Source organism: Pseudonocardia sp. CA-142604, assembly GCF_050948475.1.
GTDB classification, from domain to species: domain Bacteria; phylum Actinomycetota; class Actinomycetes; order Mycobacteriales; family Pseudonocardiaceae; genus Pseudonocardia; species Pseudonocardia alaniniphila.
The window spans coordinates 5,279,974-5,297,060 of record NZ_CP192045.1 but is presented as its reverse complement, the minus strand read 5'-3'; the positions used below and the strand labels follow the sequence as shown (position 1 = coordinate 5,297,060).

Annotated in this window: 17 protein-coding genes; 7 read left to right on the top strand and 10 right to left on the bottom strand. The window is 69.9% G+C overall.

The window, feature by feature from the left end:
• Positions 1–11: 11 nt before the first annotated feature.
• The 4 genes from ACQPZQ_RS23960 to ligD are packed head-to-tail and all read right to left on the bottom strand — an operon-like array spanning position 12 to position 5,450.
• A complete protein-coding gene (locus ACQPZQ_RS23960) occupies positions 12–1,373 on the bottom strand; it encodes an MFS transporter (protein WP_433284198.1) in 1,362 nt (453 codons plus the stop codon).
• Positions 1,370–2,695: an MFS transporter gene (locus ACQPZQ_RS23955; RefSeq protein ID WP_433284196.1), complete on the bottom strand. Its 1,326-nt coding sequence runs from the start codon at positions 2,693–2,695 to the stop codon at positions 1,370–1,372. The genes ACQPZQ_RS23960 and ACQPZQ_RS23955 overlap by 4 nt, the downstream gene beginning before the upstream one ends.
• On the bottom strand, positions 2,692–3,489 hold the full coding sequence (locus ACQPZQ_RS23950) for a glycerophosphodiester phosphodiesterase family protein (RefSeq protein ID WP_433284194.1): 798 nt from the start codon (positions 3,487–3,489) through the stop codon (positions 2,692–2,694). The genes ACQPZQ_RS23955 and ACQPZQ_RS23950 overlap by 4 nt, the downstream gene beginning before the upstream one ends.
• Before the next feature lie 26 nt (positions 3,490–3,515).
• Positions 3,516–5,450 carry a non-homologous end-joining DNA ligase gene (ligD, locus tag ACQPZQ_RS23945; RefSeq protein WP_433284192.1) on the bottom strand — a complete coding sequence of 645 codons (1,935 nt, stop codon included), beginning with the start codon at positions 5,448–5,450 and terminating at the stop codon, positions 3,516–3,518.
• A 77-nt stretch (positions 5,451–5,527) separates the two neighbouring features.
• Here ligD and ACQPZQ_RS23940 point away from each other — a divergent pair, with 77 nt between their 5' ends.
• From ACQPZQ_RS23940 to ACQPZQ_RS23930, 3 genes are all read left to right on the top strand, one after another.
• Positions 5,528–5,725 carry a (2Fe-2S)-binding protein gene (locus ACQPZQ_RS23940; protein WP_433284190.1) on the top strand — a complete coding sequence of 66 codons (198 nt, stop codon included), beginning with the start codon at positions 5,528–5,530 and terminating at the stop codon, positions 5,723–5,725.
• A gap of 96 nt (positions 5,726–5,821) precedes the next feature.
• The gene (bfr, locus tag ACQPZQ_RS23935; protein WP_241037972.1) at positions 5,822–6,307 is read left to right on the top strand and encodes a bacterioferritin; all 486 of its coding nucleotides are present in this window, start codon (positions 5,822–5,824) and stop codon (positions 6,305–6,307) included.
• A gap of 139 nt (positions 6,308–6,446) precedes the next feature.
• Positions 6,447–7,442, top strand: a complete 996-nt coding sequence (locus tag ACQPZQ_RS23930) for a LacI family DNA-binding transcriptional regulator (protein ID WP_433284188.1) — start codon at positions 6,447–6,449, stop codon at positions 7,440–7,442.
• Positions 7,443–7,457: 15 nt separating this feature from the next.
• Here the strand turns inward: ACQPZQ_RS23930 and ACQPZQ_RS23925 are convergent, their stop codons facing one another.
• Positions 7,458–8,813, bottom strand: a complete 1,356-nt coding sequence (locus ACQPZQ_RS23925; protein ID WP_433284186.1) for a Gfo/Idh/MocA family protein — start codon at positions 8,811–8,813, stop codon at positions 7,458–7,460.
• Positions 8,814–9,058: 245 nt separating this feature from the next.
• Between ACQPZQ_RS23925 and ACQPZQ_RS23920 the strand changes: the two genes are divergently transcribed.
• From ACQPZQ_RS23920 to ACQPZQ_RS23905, 4 genes are all read left to right on the top strand, one after another.
• Positions 9,059–10,408, top strand: coding sequence for an ABC transporter substrate-binding protein (locus ACQPZQ_RS23920; protein ID WP_433284184.1), 1,350 nt, complete (start codon positions 9,059–9,061; stop codon positions 10,406–10,408).
• Positions 10,409–10,422: 14 nt separating this feature from the next.
• Positions 10,423–11,397 carry a carbohydrate ABC transporter permease gene (locus ACQPZQ_RS23915; RefSeq protein WP_433284182.1) on the top strand — a complete coding sequence of 325 codons (975 nt, stop codon included), beginning with the start codon at positions 10,423–10,425 and terminating at the stop codon, positions 11,395–11,397.
• Positions 11,397–12,299 (top strand): carbohydrate ABC transporter permease, encoded by a 903-nt coding sequence (locus ACQPZQ_RS23910; RefSeq protein ID WP_433284180.1) that lies wholly within the window; start codon positions 11,397–11,399, stop codon positions 12,297–12,299. The genes ACQPZQ_RS23915 and ACQPZQ_RS23910 overlap by 1 nt, the downstream gene beginning before the upstream one ends.
• Before the next feature lie 144 nt (positions 12,300–12,443).
• The gene (locus tag ACQPZQ_RS23905; protein WP_433284178.1) at positions 12,444–13,079 is read left to right on the top strand and encodes a hypothetical protein; all 636 of its coding nucleotides are present in this window, start codon (positions 12,444–12,446) and stop codon (positions 13,077–13,079) included.
• Positions 13,080–13,409: 330 nt separating this feature from the next.
• Here ACQPZQ_RS23905 and ACQPZQ_RS23900 read toward each other — a convergent pair whose 3' ends face one another.
• The 5 genes from ACQPZQ_RS23900 to ACQPZQ_RS23880 all read right to left on the bottom strand — a co-directional run bounded on the left by ACQPZQ_RS23900 (position 13,410) and on the right by ACQPZQ_RS23880 (position 17,038).
• Positions 13,410–13,856, bottom strand: coding sequence for a thiol-disulfide oxidoreductase DCC family protein (locus ACQPZQ_RS23900; protein WP_433284176.1), 447 nt, complete (start codon positions 13,854–13,856; stop codon positions 13,410–13,412).
• The gene (locus ACQPZQ_RS23895) at positions 13,853–14,734 is read right to left on the bottom strand and encodes a hypothetical protein (protein WP_433284174.1); all 882 of its coding nucleotides are present in this window, start codon (positions 14,732–14,734) and stop codon (positions 13,853–13,855) included. Before ACQPZQ_RS23895 ends, ACQPZQ_RS23900 begins: the two co-directional genes overlap by 4 nt.
• On the bottom strand, positions 14,731–15,219 hold the full coding sequence (locus ACQPZQ_RS23890; RefSeq protein ID WP_433284172.1) for a hypothetical protein: 489 nt from the start codon (positions 15,217–15,219) through the stop codon (positions 14,731–14,733). The genes ACQPZQ_RS23895 and ACQPZQ_RS23890 overlap by 4 nt, the downstream gene beginning before the upstream one ends.
• Before the next feature lie 569 nt (positions 15,220–15,788).
• A complete protein-coding gene (locus ACQPZQ_RS23885) occupies positions 15,789–16,901 on the bottom strand; it encodes a hypothetical protein (protein ID WP_433284170.1) in 1,113 nt (370 codons plus the stop codon).
• Positions 16,898–17,038, bottom strand: coding sequence for a hypothetical protein (locus tag ACQPZQ_RS23880; protein ID WP_433284168.1), 141 nt, complete (start codon positions 17,036–17,038; stop codon positions 16,898–16,900). Before ACQPZQ_RS23880 ends, ACQPZQ_RS23885 begins: the two co-directional genes overlap by 4 nt.
• Between the last annotated feature and the right edge of the window lie 49 nt (positions 17,039–17,087).

Here is a 17,087-nt window from a genome sequence, read left to right as displayed (position 1 = left end):
TGACGAGGTGTTCACACGCGGAGCGGTTGCTCGTTACCGGTGGCCCTGATTGCCCGTCTCACCGGCACGAACGCGAGGGCCACTCCGCCCACGACGAAGAACACCACGAGCGAGACGATCGCGGGCCGGAAGGACCCCGTGACGTCGGCGACCGTGGCGAAGAGCAGCGGACCCAACCACGAGGTGCCCTTCTCGCCGATCTCGTAGAGCGAGAAGTACTCGGCCTCCCTGCCGGGCGGGATGAGCTGGCTGAACATCGAGCGGGTGAGTGCGAGCGTGCCGCCCAGCACCACCCCGATTCCCACGCCGACCGCGAGGAACGGACCCACCGCACCCGGGGTGAGGGCGTACGCGCAACACACGACGGCTGTCCACCCGACGAGGCTGCCGAGCACCGTCCGCTTCGCGCCGAACCGGGCGGCCAGGCGGCCGTGCAGCACGGCGCCGCCGAAGGCGACGAACTGCACGATCAGGATCGTCGCGATGAGCACGGACCGGGGCAGCAGGAGCTCCCGCTCGCCGTAGAGGCCCGCGATCTGCGAGACGGTGGAGATGCCGTCGGCGAACACCAGGTAGGCCGCGAGGAAGGCCAGGGTGAGCGGGAACCGGCGGGCATCGCCCAGCGTGGCGGCGAGCTGGCGGAACCCCGCGGTGAACACGGCCGCCCCGTGCTCGTCCCCCTGCGGCTTCTGGTGGCGGCGCAGCCGCCGTAGCGGCACGAGCGTGAACCCCGCCCACCACACGCCCGCGGTGAGGAAGCAGATCCGCACGGCGTCGGCCTCGGAGAGACCGATCGCATCGTGGCTGAGGTAGATCGTGAGGTGCAGAAGGAGGGCGAGGCCACCCCCGAGGTAGCCGAACGCCCAGCCGCGGGCCGACAGCGCGTCGCGCTCGTCGGGGCGGGCGAGCTCGGGCAGAAACGCGTAGTACACGACGATCGACGCGCCATAGGCGGTGTTCGCGACCAGGAACAGCACGAACCCGAGCTGCCAGTTCGTACCGGCCACGAGGGCCAGCGCCGCGGTGGCGCCTGCCCCGACGAACGCCGACAACCCCAGCATGCGCCGCTTGTCCTGCGTGCGGTCGGCGATCGCGCCGGTGATCGGTAGCACCAGCACCTGCAGGAGCGTGGCCAGCGAGATCAGGTAGCCGTAGACCGAGCCCGCGGCCACGTCGAGGCCGAACAGCGGGACGTTGCAGTCGACGAGCGCGGTGCGGCCCGTGCAGGGCTGCCCGGACGCACGCGCGGCGGCTTCGGCGACCCCCGTCAGGTAGAGCGACAGGAACACCGTGACCACGGAGGTCTGGAAGACCTGGTTGGCCCAGTCGTAGAAGACCCAGCCCGCGCGCTCGCGTGCCTCCGGTGTGGTCATGCCTCCACTGTCTCCGCCGCCGCGTGGGCCGGTGGGTGGACCGGCCACAGCGCCAGCAGGCCGGCGACGAGGACCAGCAGGATGCCGATCATCCCGGCGCGGTCGGAGCCGAACAGGTAGGTGAAGAGGCCGACGAGGGTGGGGGCGAGGAACGACACGGCCCGGCCCGTGGTGGCGTAGAGCCCGAACAGCTCGCCCTCCTGGCCTGCCGGGGCGAGGCGCGCGAGGAAGGTGCGTGAGGAGGACTGCGCAGGCCCCACGAACAGCGTGAGGAACAGGCCGAAGATCCAGAACATCGTCGGGCCGGACACGAACAGCAGGATCACCCCGGCCACCAGCATCCCCACCAGCGAGCCGACGATCACGGCCTTCGGCCCGATCCGATCGTCGATCCGGCCCGCCGCGAGCGCCCCGATCGCCGACACGACGTTGGCCGCGATCCCGAAGATGAGCACATCGCCCGCCCCGATCCCGTACACGGTGACGGCCAGGACCGCGCCGAAAGTAAAGATCGCGGCGAGCCCGTCACGGAACAAGGCACTCGCGCCGAGGAAGTACAGCGTGTGCGGGCTGGTGCGGTAGAGGATGCGCAGATCACGGAACAGCGCGCGGTAGGAGCCCACGATCCCGGGCGCCTTGCGCCGGTCGGCCTGCGGCGGCAGCTCGGGCACCACCAGGAACATCGGCAGCGCGAAGACGAGGAACCAACCGGCCGCGACGAGCGCGACCACCCGGATGTTGAACCCGTTCTCGGTGGGGACGCCCAGCGCACCGCCGTCGCCGCTGATGAATCCCACGTAGACCAGCAGCAGCAGGACGATCCCGCCGAAGTAGCCCATCGCCCAGCCGAAGGCCGACACCCGGCCGATCGTCGCGGGCGTCGAGACCTGGGTGAGCACAGCGTTGTAGGACACCGAGGCGAGCTCGTAGAAGATCGACGACAGCCCGAGCAGCAGCAGACCCAGCCACAGGTAGTGGTAGTCGTCCTGCACGAGGACGAGCCCGGCCGTCGCCACGACCGTCAGCACCGTCCAGATCGCCACCGACAGCTTGCGGCGCCCGGCGTTGTCGGCTCGGCTCCCGATCACCGGGGCCATGAGCGCGATGAGCAGCCCGGCGGCGCCGATCGAGTAGCCGAGCCAGCTGTTCGCGTCGACCGAGCCGGGTAGGTCCGCCCCGACCGAGTCGGTGAGGTACACGGAGAAGACGAAGGTCAGGATCACGGCGTTGTACGCCGAGGAGCCCCAGTCCCAGAACCCCCAGGCGAGGATCTGGCCGCGGGTGGCACCACCGCGGCCGCTCCCGGATAGGCCGGAGCTCACGACTCCTGCCAGGCGTCGCGGGAGTGCAGCACCTCGCGCAGCAGGTCGGGCCGGTCCGACAGCAGGCCGTCGACGCCGAGGTCGAGCAGCGTGGCCATCTCGACCGGATCGTCCACCGTCCACACGTGGACCTCTCGTCCCCCGGCGTGCGCCGTGCGCAGCAGGGCCTCGTCCACCACCGTGAGCGCACCGAAGCGGCGGGGCAGCTGAGCGAGGTTGCCGTGCACCGGTGGGGTGGGTAGCGACGACAACGGACCCGGCAGGGCGTCGAGCCAGGCCCGGGCCCGCAGCCCGAACGCGGAGGCCTGGGCGAGCGAGGTGAACAGCCGGGCTCCGGCCGCGTTCCGTGCCTTCGTCAGCCGGCCGTCGTGATAGCTGCCCAGGCACACCCGGTGCCAGCTGTCGGTGCGTTCGAGCACGGCGAGCACGGGCTCGACAACGCCGTGAGCCTTGAGCTCGATGGTCATCCTGGTGGTGGGCAGCTCGGTGAGTACCTGCTCGAGCAGCGGGATCGGCTCGCGTCCGTTGACCCGCACCTGCGTGAGCGCCGCGGCGGGCAGGGCGGCGATCAGCCCGGCGCCGTCGGTGGTGCGGTCCAGCGTGGCGTCGTGGTGAACGACGGGCACGCCGTCTGCGCTCGCGTGCACGTCCAGCTCGAGGTAGCCGAACCCCTCCTCGACGGCCCGGTGGAACGCGGCGAGCGTGTTCTCGCAGCCCGCGAGGTCGCCCACGTGCCAGCCGCGATGGGCATAGGCCCGGGGGTACCCACCGTCGAGGTAGGGGTGCTGATCCACGCGTGGAGAGTGCCAGTAGACCTTCGTCACGCGCGACGGGGCAGGCGTTTCCGCTCGGTGAACAGCGGGGCCAGCAGGTCGCCGTGCTCGGCGATCCGCGAGGGCAGGTCGGCCGCGGTGAACACGAGGTCGTCGGGACGACGGCAGGCGCGCACCTCCTCCCAGGTCACGGGCGTGGCCACCGTGGGCCGGGCCCGTCCGCGCAGGGAGTAACTCGCGATCGTGGTCTTGTGCGGATTGTTCTGGCTCCAGTCCACGAACACCTTCCCGCGCCGGCGGGCCTTCGCCATCACGGCGGTGACCCGCCCCGGTGTCTCGCGGGCGAGCTCCTCGGCGAGGGCCTTCGCGAACTCCGAGGTCTGCTCGGCACGGGTCACCGTGACCGGCACGTACAGCTGCATCCCTTTGCCGCCGCTGGTGCGCGGGTAGGCGACGAGGTCGTCGTCGGCCAGGCGCTCGGCGATCCGCTCGGCCACCCGTGCGCAGTCGACCACGGTGGTGCCCTCACCGGGATCGAGGTCGAAGACCACGAGGTCGGGGGGCTGGTGCCCGCCGCGCGGGCCGAGCCGCCACTGTGGGACGTGCAGTTCGAGCGCGGCGAGGTTGGCCGCCCAGGCCAGGCCCTCGACGTCGTCGATCAGGGGGAAGTCGGCGCTCTGAGAGCGCCCGCCCGGCGTGCCGACCCGTGCGGTCCGGATCCAGTCCGGCGCGTGCCGCGAGACGTCCTTCTCGAAGAACGACGACTTCTCCACCCCGTCGGGCCAGCGCACCAGCGTGACCGCGCGGTCGCGCAGGTGCGGCAGCATGACGTCGGCAACGGCCATGTAGTGCGCGAGCACGTCCGACTTGGTCGTGCCGGTGAGCGGGTAGATGACCTTGTCCGGGTTGGTGAGTCGCGCCCGTCCGACGCCCGCTGCCGCTGTACGTGGGCCAGGCGCGGTGGACCGCGGCCGCGACGGTGCGGCACCGGCGACCTCCGTGGCCACCTCCAGCCAGTGCTCGCTGCGCCGTCCTGGCTCGTAGACCGAGTCGGCGTCCTTGCCCACGACACCGGGCAGGCCCTGCTGCCCGGCCGCGGCGAGCACCTCGGCCCCGCCACCGTGGAAGACCGGGGCGAGCTTCCAGTGCCTGCCGTCGAGCGGGAGCCGTTCCAGCAACGCCCGCCGCTCCCGGAACGGGAGCGGGCACGTGTCGCGCCCGTCGAGGTGCAGCAGGTCGCCGATCCACAGCTCGGCCTTGTCCGTCGGCCCCACGAGCTCGCCGTCGAGCAGCACCTGCGTGGCGCCGAGCGAGGGCCCGAGCTCGCGCAGCCGGGGGACGGACAGCTCCTCGCCGTCCCCGTCGGTGATCGTCGCGCGGCCGCCGTCCACACGCAGGATGACCCGGCGTCCGCCGAACCCGATCTGCCACCACCGCTCCGGGCCGTCGCCGGGCCGGGGGAGCGGTCCAGGTGTTGCGAGCATCGGCAGCGCGTCGTGCGGAAGCGGCTCTCGGTCAGGAGCAGGATCGGAGCGGCGCAGCAGCCAGTTGTCCTTACCGCCGTTGCGGTCGGTGCGGATGAACACGAACCGGCCGGACGCCCGGGCACCGCGTAGCCGGACGATGACCTCGCGCGGGTTCCACTTCTCGGTCTCGTACGTGCCGGTGTCCCAGATCGTCATCGCGCCGCCGCCGTACTCACCCGCCGGGATCTCCCCGGAGAACTCCAGGTACTCGATCGGATGGTCCTCGGTGCGCACCGCGAGCCGGATCGTCTCGGGCTCGGTCGGCAGGCCCTTCGGCACGGCCCACGAGGCGAGCACGCCGTCGCGCTCCAGACGCACATCCCAGTGCAGCCGCCGCGCGTGGTGCTCCTGGATGACGAAGCGGTGGCCCGGGTCGGACGCCTCGGGATCCGTGTCCGGGACAGGTTCCGGGGTGCGCCGCGGATCGCGCTTGCGGCGGTACTCGTCCAGTGACACGGGGTCAGATTAGGGGCTTGCGCCCGATGCGGGGCACTGTCAGCATAGCCTTGCCTTGCCTTAACGAAGGAGCGCCTGTGTACGTCTGCATCTGCGCGGCGGTGCCGGACACCGAGATCCGTTCTTGCATCGCGCGCGGTGCCAGCACTGTCGAGGATGTGGGCGATGCCTGCGGAGCCGGCACCGGCTGCGGTTCGTGCCATGACCACATCGATGTCTTCCTCGCCGCCGCGAACGCTCCATCGGAGATAGCAGGAATGCCGGTTTCTGCCTGAGCGTCACACTAAGGGTGTTCACACTAAGGGTGCGGTGGCCTGCGCAAAGGCGGTCCTGAGTTCGACCCGTTCGAGCGTCGCCGATACCGTCGCGCTATGCGTGGCGACCCGGAGATCATCGCACTGCTCAATGACCAGCTCACCAGTGAGCTGACGGCGATCAACCAGTACTTCCTGCACGCCAAGATGCAGCAGAACTGGGGCCTCACCAAGATCGCGGCCTACACCCGTGCCGAGTCCATCGACGAGATGCGGCACGCCGAGACAATTACCGACCGCATCCTGTTCCTCGAAGGGCTGCCGAATTATCAGCGCCTCTTCTCCTTGAGGATCGGGCAGACCGTTCGCGAACAGTTGCAGGCCGACCTCGCCATCGAACTGGAGGTCGTCGAACGCCTGCGCCCCGGGATCACGATGTGCCGGGAGAAGGGCGATATCACCACCGCCAACATCTTCGAGAAGATCCTCGCCGACGAGGAACACCACATCGACTACATCGAGACGAACCTCGAGCTGATGGACAAGCTCGGCGAGCAGCTGTACCTGGCTCAGCTCGTGGACCAGCCGCCCACCCCGGGCTGATCCTTCCCTGCTCGCCCGGCCCGCCGCCCGTCCAGTTGGTTCTGCTTGACACTCCGTGAAACGGTTTGCAGAGTTGGGCAGCGAGGACAGGAGCGGGCTTGGTTGTGAAGATCCGGGCGACGACGCGGGCGACGATCCGATGGCGGTGACCATTCACCACGTGGCCCGGGTCGCCGAGGTGTCGGTGTCCACGGTCTCGCGTGCGTTCACCGTGCCCGACATGGTGCACCCGCAGACACGCCGGAAGGTGCTGCAGGCCGCCGAGGAGCTGGGCTACCAGCCGAACCGCGCGGCCCGCGGCCTCGTCACCGGCAGAACCGGCAACATCGGCGTCGTCGTCCCCGACGTCGCCAACCCGTTCTTCTCCGCCGTCCTCAAGGGATGCGCGGCCCGCGCCCGGGGAGCACAGCACGTCGTATTCCTCGCCGACGCGGCCGAGGACCCCCGCGTCGAGGCCGAGATGGTGGGGGCGATGGCCAAGCAGGTCGACGGCATTGTTCTGTGCTCGCCCCGGGAGAACTCAGCAGAGCTGCACCGAGTGGTCGGCACGTCGCCCCTCGTCCTGGTCAACCGCGTGGAGGGCGGCCTGCCCGCCGTGCTCATGGACAGCGCGGACGGCGTCCGGCAGGCCGTGGAGCATCTCGCCGCGCTCGGGCACCGGCGCATCGCCTACCTCTCCGGCCCGGCCGCATCCTGGGCCGGAGAGGAGCGCCTGAGCGGGCTGCGTGCGGCCGCTCCCGCCTGCGACGTCGAGGCGGTCGAGCTCGGGCCGTTCCCACCGACGTTCCAGGGCGGCATCCAGGCCACCGACCTCGCGCTGGCCCGTGGCGTCACCGCCGTGCTGGCCTTCAACGACCTCATGGCCATCGGGGTGCTCAACCGCCTCGCCGCCCGTGGGGTCTCCGTGCCGGGGCAGATGAGCGTGATCGGGTTCGACGACATCGAGATGGCGTCGATGACCACCGAACCCCTCACGACGGTGCAGATGCCGATGGAGGCCGCCGGGCGGGCCGCCGTGGACATGCTGCTCGACGACCCGCAGCCCACCACGGAACTGCAGCGCTGGCTGCCCACCCAGCTGATCGTCCGCTCGACCACTGCGCCCCTGCCGGCGGCCTCGGTGGCGACGCGCTGACGTCGCCTGCCCGGATCAGAGGGCCAGGATCTCGTCCACGTGTACGGGCAGGCCGGTCTCGAAGGATCGGTTGGCCGCGAGGCCGGTGAGCAGCGACTGTGCGCCGTCGCGGTGGGTCGAGGCGCGTCCCAGCGGGTCGGCGGGGCGTTGCCCACCGAAGATCTCCGCGAGCATCCTGGCGTCACCGCCGCCATGGCCCTCGCCGGTGGCCTCCGGCAGGTCGATCTCCAGCGGCTTCTCCCAGTGGCGGCGCACCGTGAGCCGCGAGGAGTGCTCGGGTGCCGCCTCCACCCCGTGCAGGGCTTCGCCCGGTGCCTTGCCTGCCGTGCCGGGGTCGACGAAGGAGTTCTCCACGACGTCGAGCTCGAGCCGGCCCTGGCTGCCGTTGAACGCCACGTGATAGCCCTCCCACGGCGAGTAGGCCGTGAGGTGGTAGCTCATCGTCGCGCCGCTGCGGTAGCGCACGGCCACCGTCATGTCGTCCTCGATCGTGATGCCGTCGCCGAAGACGTTCTGGTCGCGGTGGTAGCCGTCCTCGTGCTCGGCGTCGAGGTAGAGGGCGCGCAGGGTGGGAGAGCCTGCCAGGTCGAGAGCGAACGGGTCTCCCGCCGCCGACTCCGCGCCGTGGGCCCGGGCGTAGGGGTGGGCGAGCTCGCGGCGGGTGCCGTTGGCGGAGCCGTAGAAGAACAGCTTGCCGAGTCCGAACACGACCTCCGGGGACGAGGCGATCCACCAGTTGACCAGGTCGAAGTGGTGGGTCGCCTTGTGCACCATGAGCCCGCCGGAGTTGGCCTTGTCCCGGTGCCAGCGGCGGAAGTAGTCGGCGCCGTGGCGGGTGTCGAGCAGCCACTCGAAGTGCACCGAGCCGATCTCGCCGATCGCCCCGTCGGCGATGACCTCGCGGACCTTGGCGTGCACCGGGTTGTAGCGATAGTTGAAGGTGACGGTCACCGCCCGCCCGGTCTCGGCCTGGGCGTCGAGGATGCGCCGGCAGCGTTCGGCGTCGGTGGTCATCGGCTTCTCGGTGACGACGTCGCAGCCGGCACGCAGCGCGGCCACGATGTACTCGTCGTGGGTGCGGTCGATCGTGGAAACCACGACCGTGTCGACGCGCTCCCGTTCGAGCATCGATCGGAAGTCCTGCGGCTGGTAGGTCGGCACGGGCGGTAGCCCGAACCCCTGCACTGTGCGGTTGTGCACCTGCATCCGCGTGCTGTTCACGTCGCAGAACGCCACGAGCTCCGCGTGCTCGGCATGGGTGCTCGCGATGGCGCGGACGAACATCTGTGCACGGCTACCCAGACCGACGACCGCGTAACGGGTGCGCCGGGCGGTGGGGGTCGCGGTGGAGTGTGCTGCGCTGGCGGTCATGAAGCTCCTGCCGTCGGGGGGTGCGGAGAGGGCTGCAAACGCTTGTAACAGGCGCGCGGGCTGCCCGCTCGCTCCGCGGCTCGCCGAGCGCCCGCAGGTGGCGATGACGTCATGATGCAAACGCCTGAAAACTTCCGCAAGAGCCATTGACCCGGCCCCCGACCCCTGACCTAATGGGCTCGAGCACGCGGTGTGTCCCGGCGCACAGCGGCAGCAAGCATGTGAGTGATCGAAGGAGCTCCCTCATGACCATCTCCGGTATGCGTCGCACGGCGCCGCCCGTGCGATCGCGGTGGGTGCGGCATCTGCTGGCCACCGGCGTCGCCATGGCACTTCTCGCCACCGCGGCCTGCGGGGGTTCCGCGGGGGAGCAGGAGCCCGGTGCGGCACCCGTCACCGACCAGCCCGTGCAGCTCGCGGTGGCCTGGTGGGGCGGTCCCGCGCGCGCGGAGTTCACGCAGAAGGTGCTCGACCTCTACACGCAGAAGCACCCCAACGTCACCTTCACCACGCAGTGGCAGGGCTACGCCGGCTACTACGACAAGATCAACACGTCGGCGGCGGGCCGGAACGCGCCCGATCTCATCCAGATCGACAACCGCGTTCTGCGTGAGTACGCCAACAAGGAGCTCATCGCCGACCTGACGCCGTGGCAGGGCTCGACGCTGAAGGTCGACAAGATCGACCCCAAGCTCCTGGGCACAGGAAAGCTCAACGACAAGCTCTACGCGATGCCGCTCGCCTCGAACACGCAGGCGCTCGCGGTCGACCGCACGGTCGTCGAGCCGCTCGGGCTGCTCCCCCCGGAGACGGGCTGGGCGAGCTGGGACGAGTTCAGCACCTGGGCGGCCAAGGTCACCCAGGGCACCGGCGGCAAGGTGTCGGGCGTCCGCGACGAGAGCGCGAACATCAGCTTCTTCGAGTACTGGCTGCGGCAGAACGGCAAGGAGCTCTACGACGGCCAGAAGCCGGGCTTCACCACGGAGGACGTCACGGCGTGGCTGCAGCTGTGGGCAGACATGCGCCAGAGCGGAGGCGCCTCGTCCGCCGAGGTCGCCCAGCCCGCCAACGCCGGTGACATCTCCAAGAACACCGTCACCACGAAGCAGACGGCGGCGAGCTTCTCCTACGACAACCAGCTCACCGAGCTCAACAAGGCCACCGACCACGACCTGGTGCTCGTCCCGATCCCCGGCGCGGCGAGCGGCGCCTACGCACGGCCGTCGCAGTTCTTCACCGCCTACGCACGGGGCGAGAACGTGGGCACCGCCGTCGACGTCATCAACTTCTTCGTCAACGACCCCGAGGCCGGGGCGATCCTCGGCACCGAGCGGGGGCTTCCCCCCAACGACGACGTCAGTGCCGCCCTCGTCCCGACCTTCACCGACGAGCTGAAGTACGTGGCCGCCTACGACGACCGCGTCACGGGTCAGGCAGGGGACACGCCTCCCGTGCCCGCCCAGGGTGACAACCAGATGGGCCAGCTGCTCATCGCGGCTGCGGAGAACGCGGGCTTCGGGCGCCAGACCCCGCAGGAGGCCGCCGCGGAGTTCGTCTCCCAGGCCACCGCCGAGCTCGAACGCGCGAGCAGCTGACCGGGAGTCGCGCGATGAGCAAGACACTCGAAACGCCGGCAGGAGTGGTGGCGGGTGCGGCAGCGGTGGCCGCCCGGCCGTCCGGTGACCGCCGTTCGGACCGGAAGCGGGAGGCCGTCGCCGGCTACGTCTTCCTCTCGCCGTGGCTGCTCGGCCTCTTCGGCATCACCCTGCTGCCGATGCTGTACTCGCTCTACCTGAGCTTCACCGACTACGACCTCCTGCAGGACCCCGAGTGGGTCGGGCTGGACAACTACGTCCGGATGTTCACCGACGACCCCAAGTACTGGCACGCGGTGGGCGCCACCCTGGTGTTCGGCCTGGTCTCCGTGCCGCTGAAGCTCGCCGTCGCGCTCGGGGTGGCGCTGCTGCTCTACCGCAACCGGCGGGGTGTCGGTCTCTACCGGTCGCTGTACTACGTGCCCTCGCTCCTGGGTGGCAGCGTCGCGATCGCGATCGTGTGGCAGACGCTGTTCGGCGGTGCCGGTGCCGTCAACGAGGTACTCGGCTTCTTCGGCATCGAGGGTCGGAGCTGGATCGCCAACCCGTCCACGGCTCTGGGCACGCTCATCCTGCTCGCGGCGTGGCAGTTCGGTGCGCCGATGGTGATCTTCCTGGCGGGTCTGAAACAGATACCCGCCGAGATGTTCGAGGCGGCTTCGCTCGACGGTGCCGGGCGCCTGCAGCAGTTCTGGCACGTCACCCTGCCGCTGCTTTCGCCGGTGCTGTTCTTCAACCTCGTCCTGGAGACCATCGCCGGGTTCCAGGGGTTCACGGCGGCGTTCGTGATCAGCGGCGGCCTCGGCGGACCGGCCGACTCCACCCTGCTCTACACGCTCTACCTCTACCTGCGCGGATTCGGTGACTTCCAGATGGGCTACGCGTCCGCGATGGCGTGGGTGTTCCTCGTGGCGCTGGGCGTCGTCACGGCGCTGGTGTTCCGCAGCGGCTCTCTGTGGGTCCACTACGCCGACGAGGGGGAGCGCTGATGGGCGTCCCGACCACGATCGCCCCGGTCACGGTCACCCCGGAGCCGGCGACGCCACCTGCTGTGTCGCGGCGCTGGTACGACGGCGCGGCGGCGCACGTGGTGCTCGTCGTGCTGCTGGTCGTCGCGCTCTACCCGATCGTCTACATGATCGGCACCTCGTTCAAGGCGCCCCAGGAGATCTCCAACAACATCGACATCTGGCCACGTGAGTTCACGCCCGGCAACTACGCCGAGGGGTGGGCCGGCATCCCCGGGGTCTCGTTCGGCCGGTTCTTCTTCAACAGCATGGTCATATCCGTCGGGGTGGTGGTGGGCAACGTCGTGTCGTGCGCGCTCGCCGCGTTCGCGTTCGCCCGGCTGCGCTTCCCGCTGCGGGGCGTGTGGTTCGCCCTGATGATCGGCACCTTGCTGCTGCCCCACCACGTGCTGATCGTGCCCCAGTACGTGCTGTTCAACGCGCTGGGCTGGATCGACACCCCGCTGCCGCTGATCGTGCCGAAGCTGCTCGCCACCGACGCGTTCTTCGTCTTCCTTATGGTGCAGTTCATGCGCGGCATCCCCCGCACGCTCGACGAGGCCGCCGCGATCGACGGCTGTGGCCCCTACCGGCGGTTCTTCCACGTCGTGCTGCCGCTGACGAAGCCCGCCCTCGTCACCACGGCGGTGTTCTCCTTCATCCAGACCTGGAACGACTTCTTCTCCCAGCTCGTCTACCTCAACGACCTGACGAACTACACGGTCCCGATCGGCCTGCGGCTGTTCCTCGACTCCAGCGGCCAGAACGCGATCGCCCCGATGTTCGCGATGTCCGTCCTCTCGCTCCTGCCCGTTTTCCTGTTCTTCCTGTTCTTCCAGCGGCTGATCGTCGACGGGATCAACACGAGCGGGATCAAGGGATGAGCGAGCTTGCGAGCGAATCATCGATGCGGCGCCTTCGCGAAGCGTCGACCGAGCGTAGCGAGGGAGTGCGATGAGCGAGCTTGCGAGCGAATCATCGATGCAGCGCCTTCGCGAAGCGTCGACCGAGCGTAGCGAGGGAGTGCGATGAGCGTCGCGGGCCGAGGGAGTGCGGTGATCCGGCGTCGCGCGCCGGAGCCGACGGGTTCGGGGCGCGGCTGGAAGGAACAGCTGCGACGGGTGTCGGAGCTGTGCCTGCTCGGTCTGCTGGCCACGGCGCTCAGCCTGCCGCTGGTGACCGTCGGCGCGGTGGTGGCGGTGCTTTCGTCCGCGGTCGCGCACTGGGCCGATCACGACGACCTGCCGCCGTGGCGGATCATGGCGGCCGAGCTGCGCCAACGCCTGCTTCCCGGCGTCGCCGTCAGCGTGGTCGGCGTGCTCGCGGCGGTCGTGGTGGTGAATCAGGTGCGGTGGCTGGCCAGTGGCGCGGTTCCGGGCGGAACCCCGGCGCTGGTGGCGCTGCTCGTTGCCACCGCAGGCCTGCTCGCCGTGGTGCTGTTGGCCGTGCCCCGGCTCGCGGGAGGCGGCTCGTGGCGGGCCGCGCTCGCCGGGGGCTGGACCGCTCTGCTGCGGGTGCCGGCGGCCGGGGCGGCCGCACTGGGCGTCACGCTCATCGCGGCGCTTCTCGCCGTGACGCTGCCGGGGGTGGGGCTCCTGCTGCCGGCACTGCTGGTGCTTGCCCTGCACGCGCTGCACCGCGCACTGGTGCTGCCCCGGAGCTGACCCGAAGATCGCCTCGAGATCCGGATTTCGGCCTTGCGGAGGGCGAAAAGCCGGATCTCATGACGATCAGACGGGGCCGGTACCCCGCACGAGGGCCGCGCTCGCGCGAGTGGCGCGGTCGGCGATCTCGTCGATCGTCGGGTGGCTGCGGTCGAGGTTCGCCGCGGCGCCACCGCCTAGCCGGCGGCGCAGACGGGACGCCGGCTGAGCTGGCTTCGGCCGGCAGAGCGACCACATGTGGGCAGCGGTGACCGAACCCGGTCGCCGCCGCCCGGCGGATGGAGGTGAAACGACTGTCCGACGGCCATCACAATGACGAACGGATCTACGTCATGCGTCGCACCGGGTCGAGGGCCGCGTGCAATGCGGCCGGACGCCGCGCAGCATGTAGCGGTGCGCGGCCACCCAGCGATAGCCGCGTACGGCCAGCGGCCGGACCCCCGGGATGCGGAACAGCTGCAGTAGTGGGATCCCGACGGCCGCGGCCAGGGCTGCGGTCATCGCTTCGGCGCCTCGCAGCCGCGCACCATCGGCATGGATCCACCACGCCTCGCGGAGCGCTTCCTCGCGGGTCAGCCCGGTGAGCTCCAGTACCCGACTTCCCTGCAGCGGCAATGCCCTGACGCGCCCACGCCGGTCCCAGCGCTGCACGGCGTACACCGCCCGGGTGCAGAATCCGCACAGCCCGTCGAACACCAGCACCCCGCCGCTGCCGGGCACGGCGAGTACCTGTTCCCTGGGGCCGATCACCATGGCGTGGCGCTCGCTCTGATTCACGACGTCATCCCGCGAAGGGCGCGTTCGAGGTCGAACCAGGACGCGAACGCCACGCCCGTGAGCTGGTAGCGGAACCGGATGCCCATCACGGCAAGGATCCCCCAGTGCATGGCGAATGCGCCCAGCGCCCAGAGCCGCCCGAGCCTGCGGTCGACCAGTGCCAGCGGCGCGCCCAGCTCGAGGACGAGCGAGGTCACCGCCATTGCCGTGAACAGTCGCCGGTGTGGGTAGAGCCGGTAAGCCAGCGGGCTGGCGTGCGAGCCGAAGACCTCCTTGCGCAGGCCGTCGATCGCGACCTGTCGGCGCAGGCCGTCACCGCTGGCCCATGCCCAGCCCGACTCCCCTGCAACCTTGGCCACGCCCGCCAGCAGGTATGCGGCCGCCGTGCACCCGTTCATCAGGTGCAGCGGCCAGCCATACCGGGGGTGCGCGGCGGGTGCCGGCTCGCTCCGGAGCGCCGCGGCAATCGACACCGCATCGGCCGCACGGCCCGCGCTGAGCGCGAGCGTATGCAACACCAGCAGGTTCTCACTGTGGTAGACCATCGACCACGAGTTGCGGTAGGCGAGTGTCCATGTCAGCAGCGCAGCATGCATCCGCGCCACGACGGATCCGCCTATGCCGAGCGTGAAGAGCGCGGCGCTGACAAGAGTCGCGTCGTTGAGCGCGTCGGCGACGACGGGTGGCAACGGCCGCGCCAGCACCCGCACCGGACCGACGGGCGCGAAGAGTTCGGGCTTGGTCCGCACGATGTTGCGGAACTGCCGGCGACGGGATAACAGGTGCCGCAGCGTGTGGCCGCCGATCAGCACGCGCACCAGCCCGAGTCGGGCGGCCGGCACGGGCGTCACGAGGCCCGGCCGTAGCCGCCGGATCACGGCCGTACCTCCGCTGAAGCCAGCACCGTCGACTCACCGTCGACTCGTCTGCTGGTCAGGCAGTCGTCCAGGTCGAACAGGGTGCGCACGACCTCGACGCGGATGATGTTCCCCCAGTCCGGACTGCGGGCGACGCGGGCAGCCAGGTCGTCGGCGTAGGCGTCCGGCCGGGCCTCCCGCACGGCCACCCGGTACAGCTGGCGGCGCACCTGGTTGACACCACCAGTGCCGAGCGCGCCGGAAGGCAGGGAGCGGCGGCCGCCATCCGCGGTGACCCCGACGGCGTAAGTGACGGACATCTGACGGCTCCGCTTGGCGCTGAACATCGGGTACCACGACAGTGGGAATCCGTCGACGCGCTCGAGTCTCGGGCGCCGGTACTGCAGTAGCGGGCTCAGGACGGACGCCAGCACCGCTGCCGAGAAGACCACGGCCCGAGTACGTTCCCCGCGGTGCCATCCGATGTTCTTGTGCCGATCACCCATGATGCTCATCCAGAGGTCGCGGGCGATGTGTGGGCGACTGTGGGACAAGGAGCGTGCTCTGGCATGCGCCTCGACTTGCACTGATCACCACGTCCCGGAAAGGCTCTCGGCATGCCCCTTCTCCGATGACCACCGGCTGGCGGGGTGGCCGGCGCCTGCCGTCCGATTCCTGGCGTGAGCGGGACGTCCAGATCGGATCCATTCGGCGATCGAGGGACTCTTCACGGAGCTCCTCGGGTAGTGCATCCCACACATTGTGGACCAGGACGTTGGAAAACTCGATATCGGATATATTGTGACCTTCTCCGGCCTCTGGCCGTCCGACTCTTCGGTCGGCATCGGAAACGTACTCTTGCCGCGAAGCGGCTACCAGCACGCGGTACTCGTCAGAGGAGCTCTCGTCTATCATGGACAACCCGGTCTGTGCGTTGATCGGCTCGTGGAAACGCAAGCGCAGAAGATCGCGTTCAGGATCGGTGAACGCCGTGCGCCCGTGCATCGTGACGTGCGAATTGATGAATGCCGGAGTGACTCGTGATCGGCCTCGAATGAACTAGACAAGCCGCTACTCATTCGTTCACCAGGCGGCTGGGGTTGGTTCGGGCGGCTCGGGAGAGGTCGTTGTTGCTGACGCCGAGGTGAATGCCGTGGTCGGCCATGGCGGCCAGGACATGGGGAGCCAGGGCGGGATCGGCTCGGGCCATGGCGGCCATGAGCCGGGAGAAGTGACGCCGTTCGCGGAGGGCGTCGCGGTTGAGGACTGCGGGACTGTCGCGTCCGGCCAGTTCCAGCCCGCGTAGCAGCAGGGTGTCGAAGCGGGTGGGATCGGCACTGACGTCCGTGATGCGTTGGCGGGCGCTCCAGCAGGCGGAGGCCCAGACCATGCCATCGTCGTGGGGATCGCTGTCGGGCCCGCCCTGGAAGTGGGCCATCGTCCAGCGGGGGTCGAGTTTGCGTCGCCGTCGTTCGGTGTGCGGGATGGCGTGACGGTGCCAGCCGTAGATGTCGGGGGTGCCCAGCATTATCGCGGCGATCACATCGGCGGTGCCTTCGTCCAAAGCGGTCTTCTTGTTGGTCTGCTGCTCGGGTGGACGCAGCCGGTTGAGCCTGAAGTCCGCGGTGTGCCGGCACACGTGGTGGCCGACCTCGTGGCAGATGATGGCGGGATTGTGGGCGGGTGCACGGAAGTACTGCTCGGTTCCGGACCGGGCGACGAAGCCCGCGCCGCCACCCAGATGCACCTCTCCGGCTGGGCTGGTCGCCTCCGGGTCGGCCCCAGCTCCCTGGCCGGGCAGGCGGTAGTGCCCGCCACCCCACCCGCGGGACTGCTCGTGCATTCCGATGCGAACCAGCAGATGTGGCAGCGGGTGGCCAAGCAGCCCGCTGACATACCGCAACGTCCGCTGGGCATGGAACGCCGTGTTGACCACTCCGAACGCCCGCGCCGCCCGGTCGGCCGTCGCACCGGCCCACGGACCACCCCCGGCGGAAGGATCGAACACCAACCCCCCGCCGGTGAACAACGCCCCGCCGCGCTCGTCGCGGACCGTGACCTCGGGCAGCACTACCTGCGCCGACTCGGCCTCGATGACATCGAACTCGATCTCCTCGAGCCGGCCCGGTCCGTCCCGCCCCTCGGACCCGCCGAACCCATCGGGCAGATAGACAGCCGCGCGGGTCATGCCGGAACCGCCGCACCGCTCAGCAGTTCCAGCACGCCACCGGCGTTCACCTCCACCGACGACAACACCTCGAGCCCGCTCACCGCCGCCGCGTCACCGGCGGCCCGCAGGGCGTTTGCACGTATCCGCTCCTGCATCAGCCGCCGCCGGATCGGTAAAATGCGTCCACATCACTCGGAGCGCCTA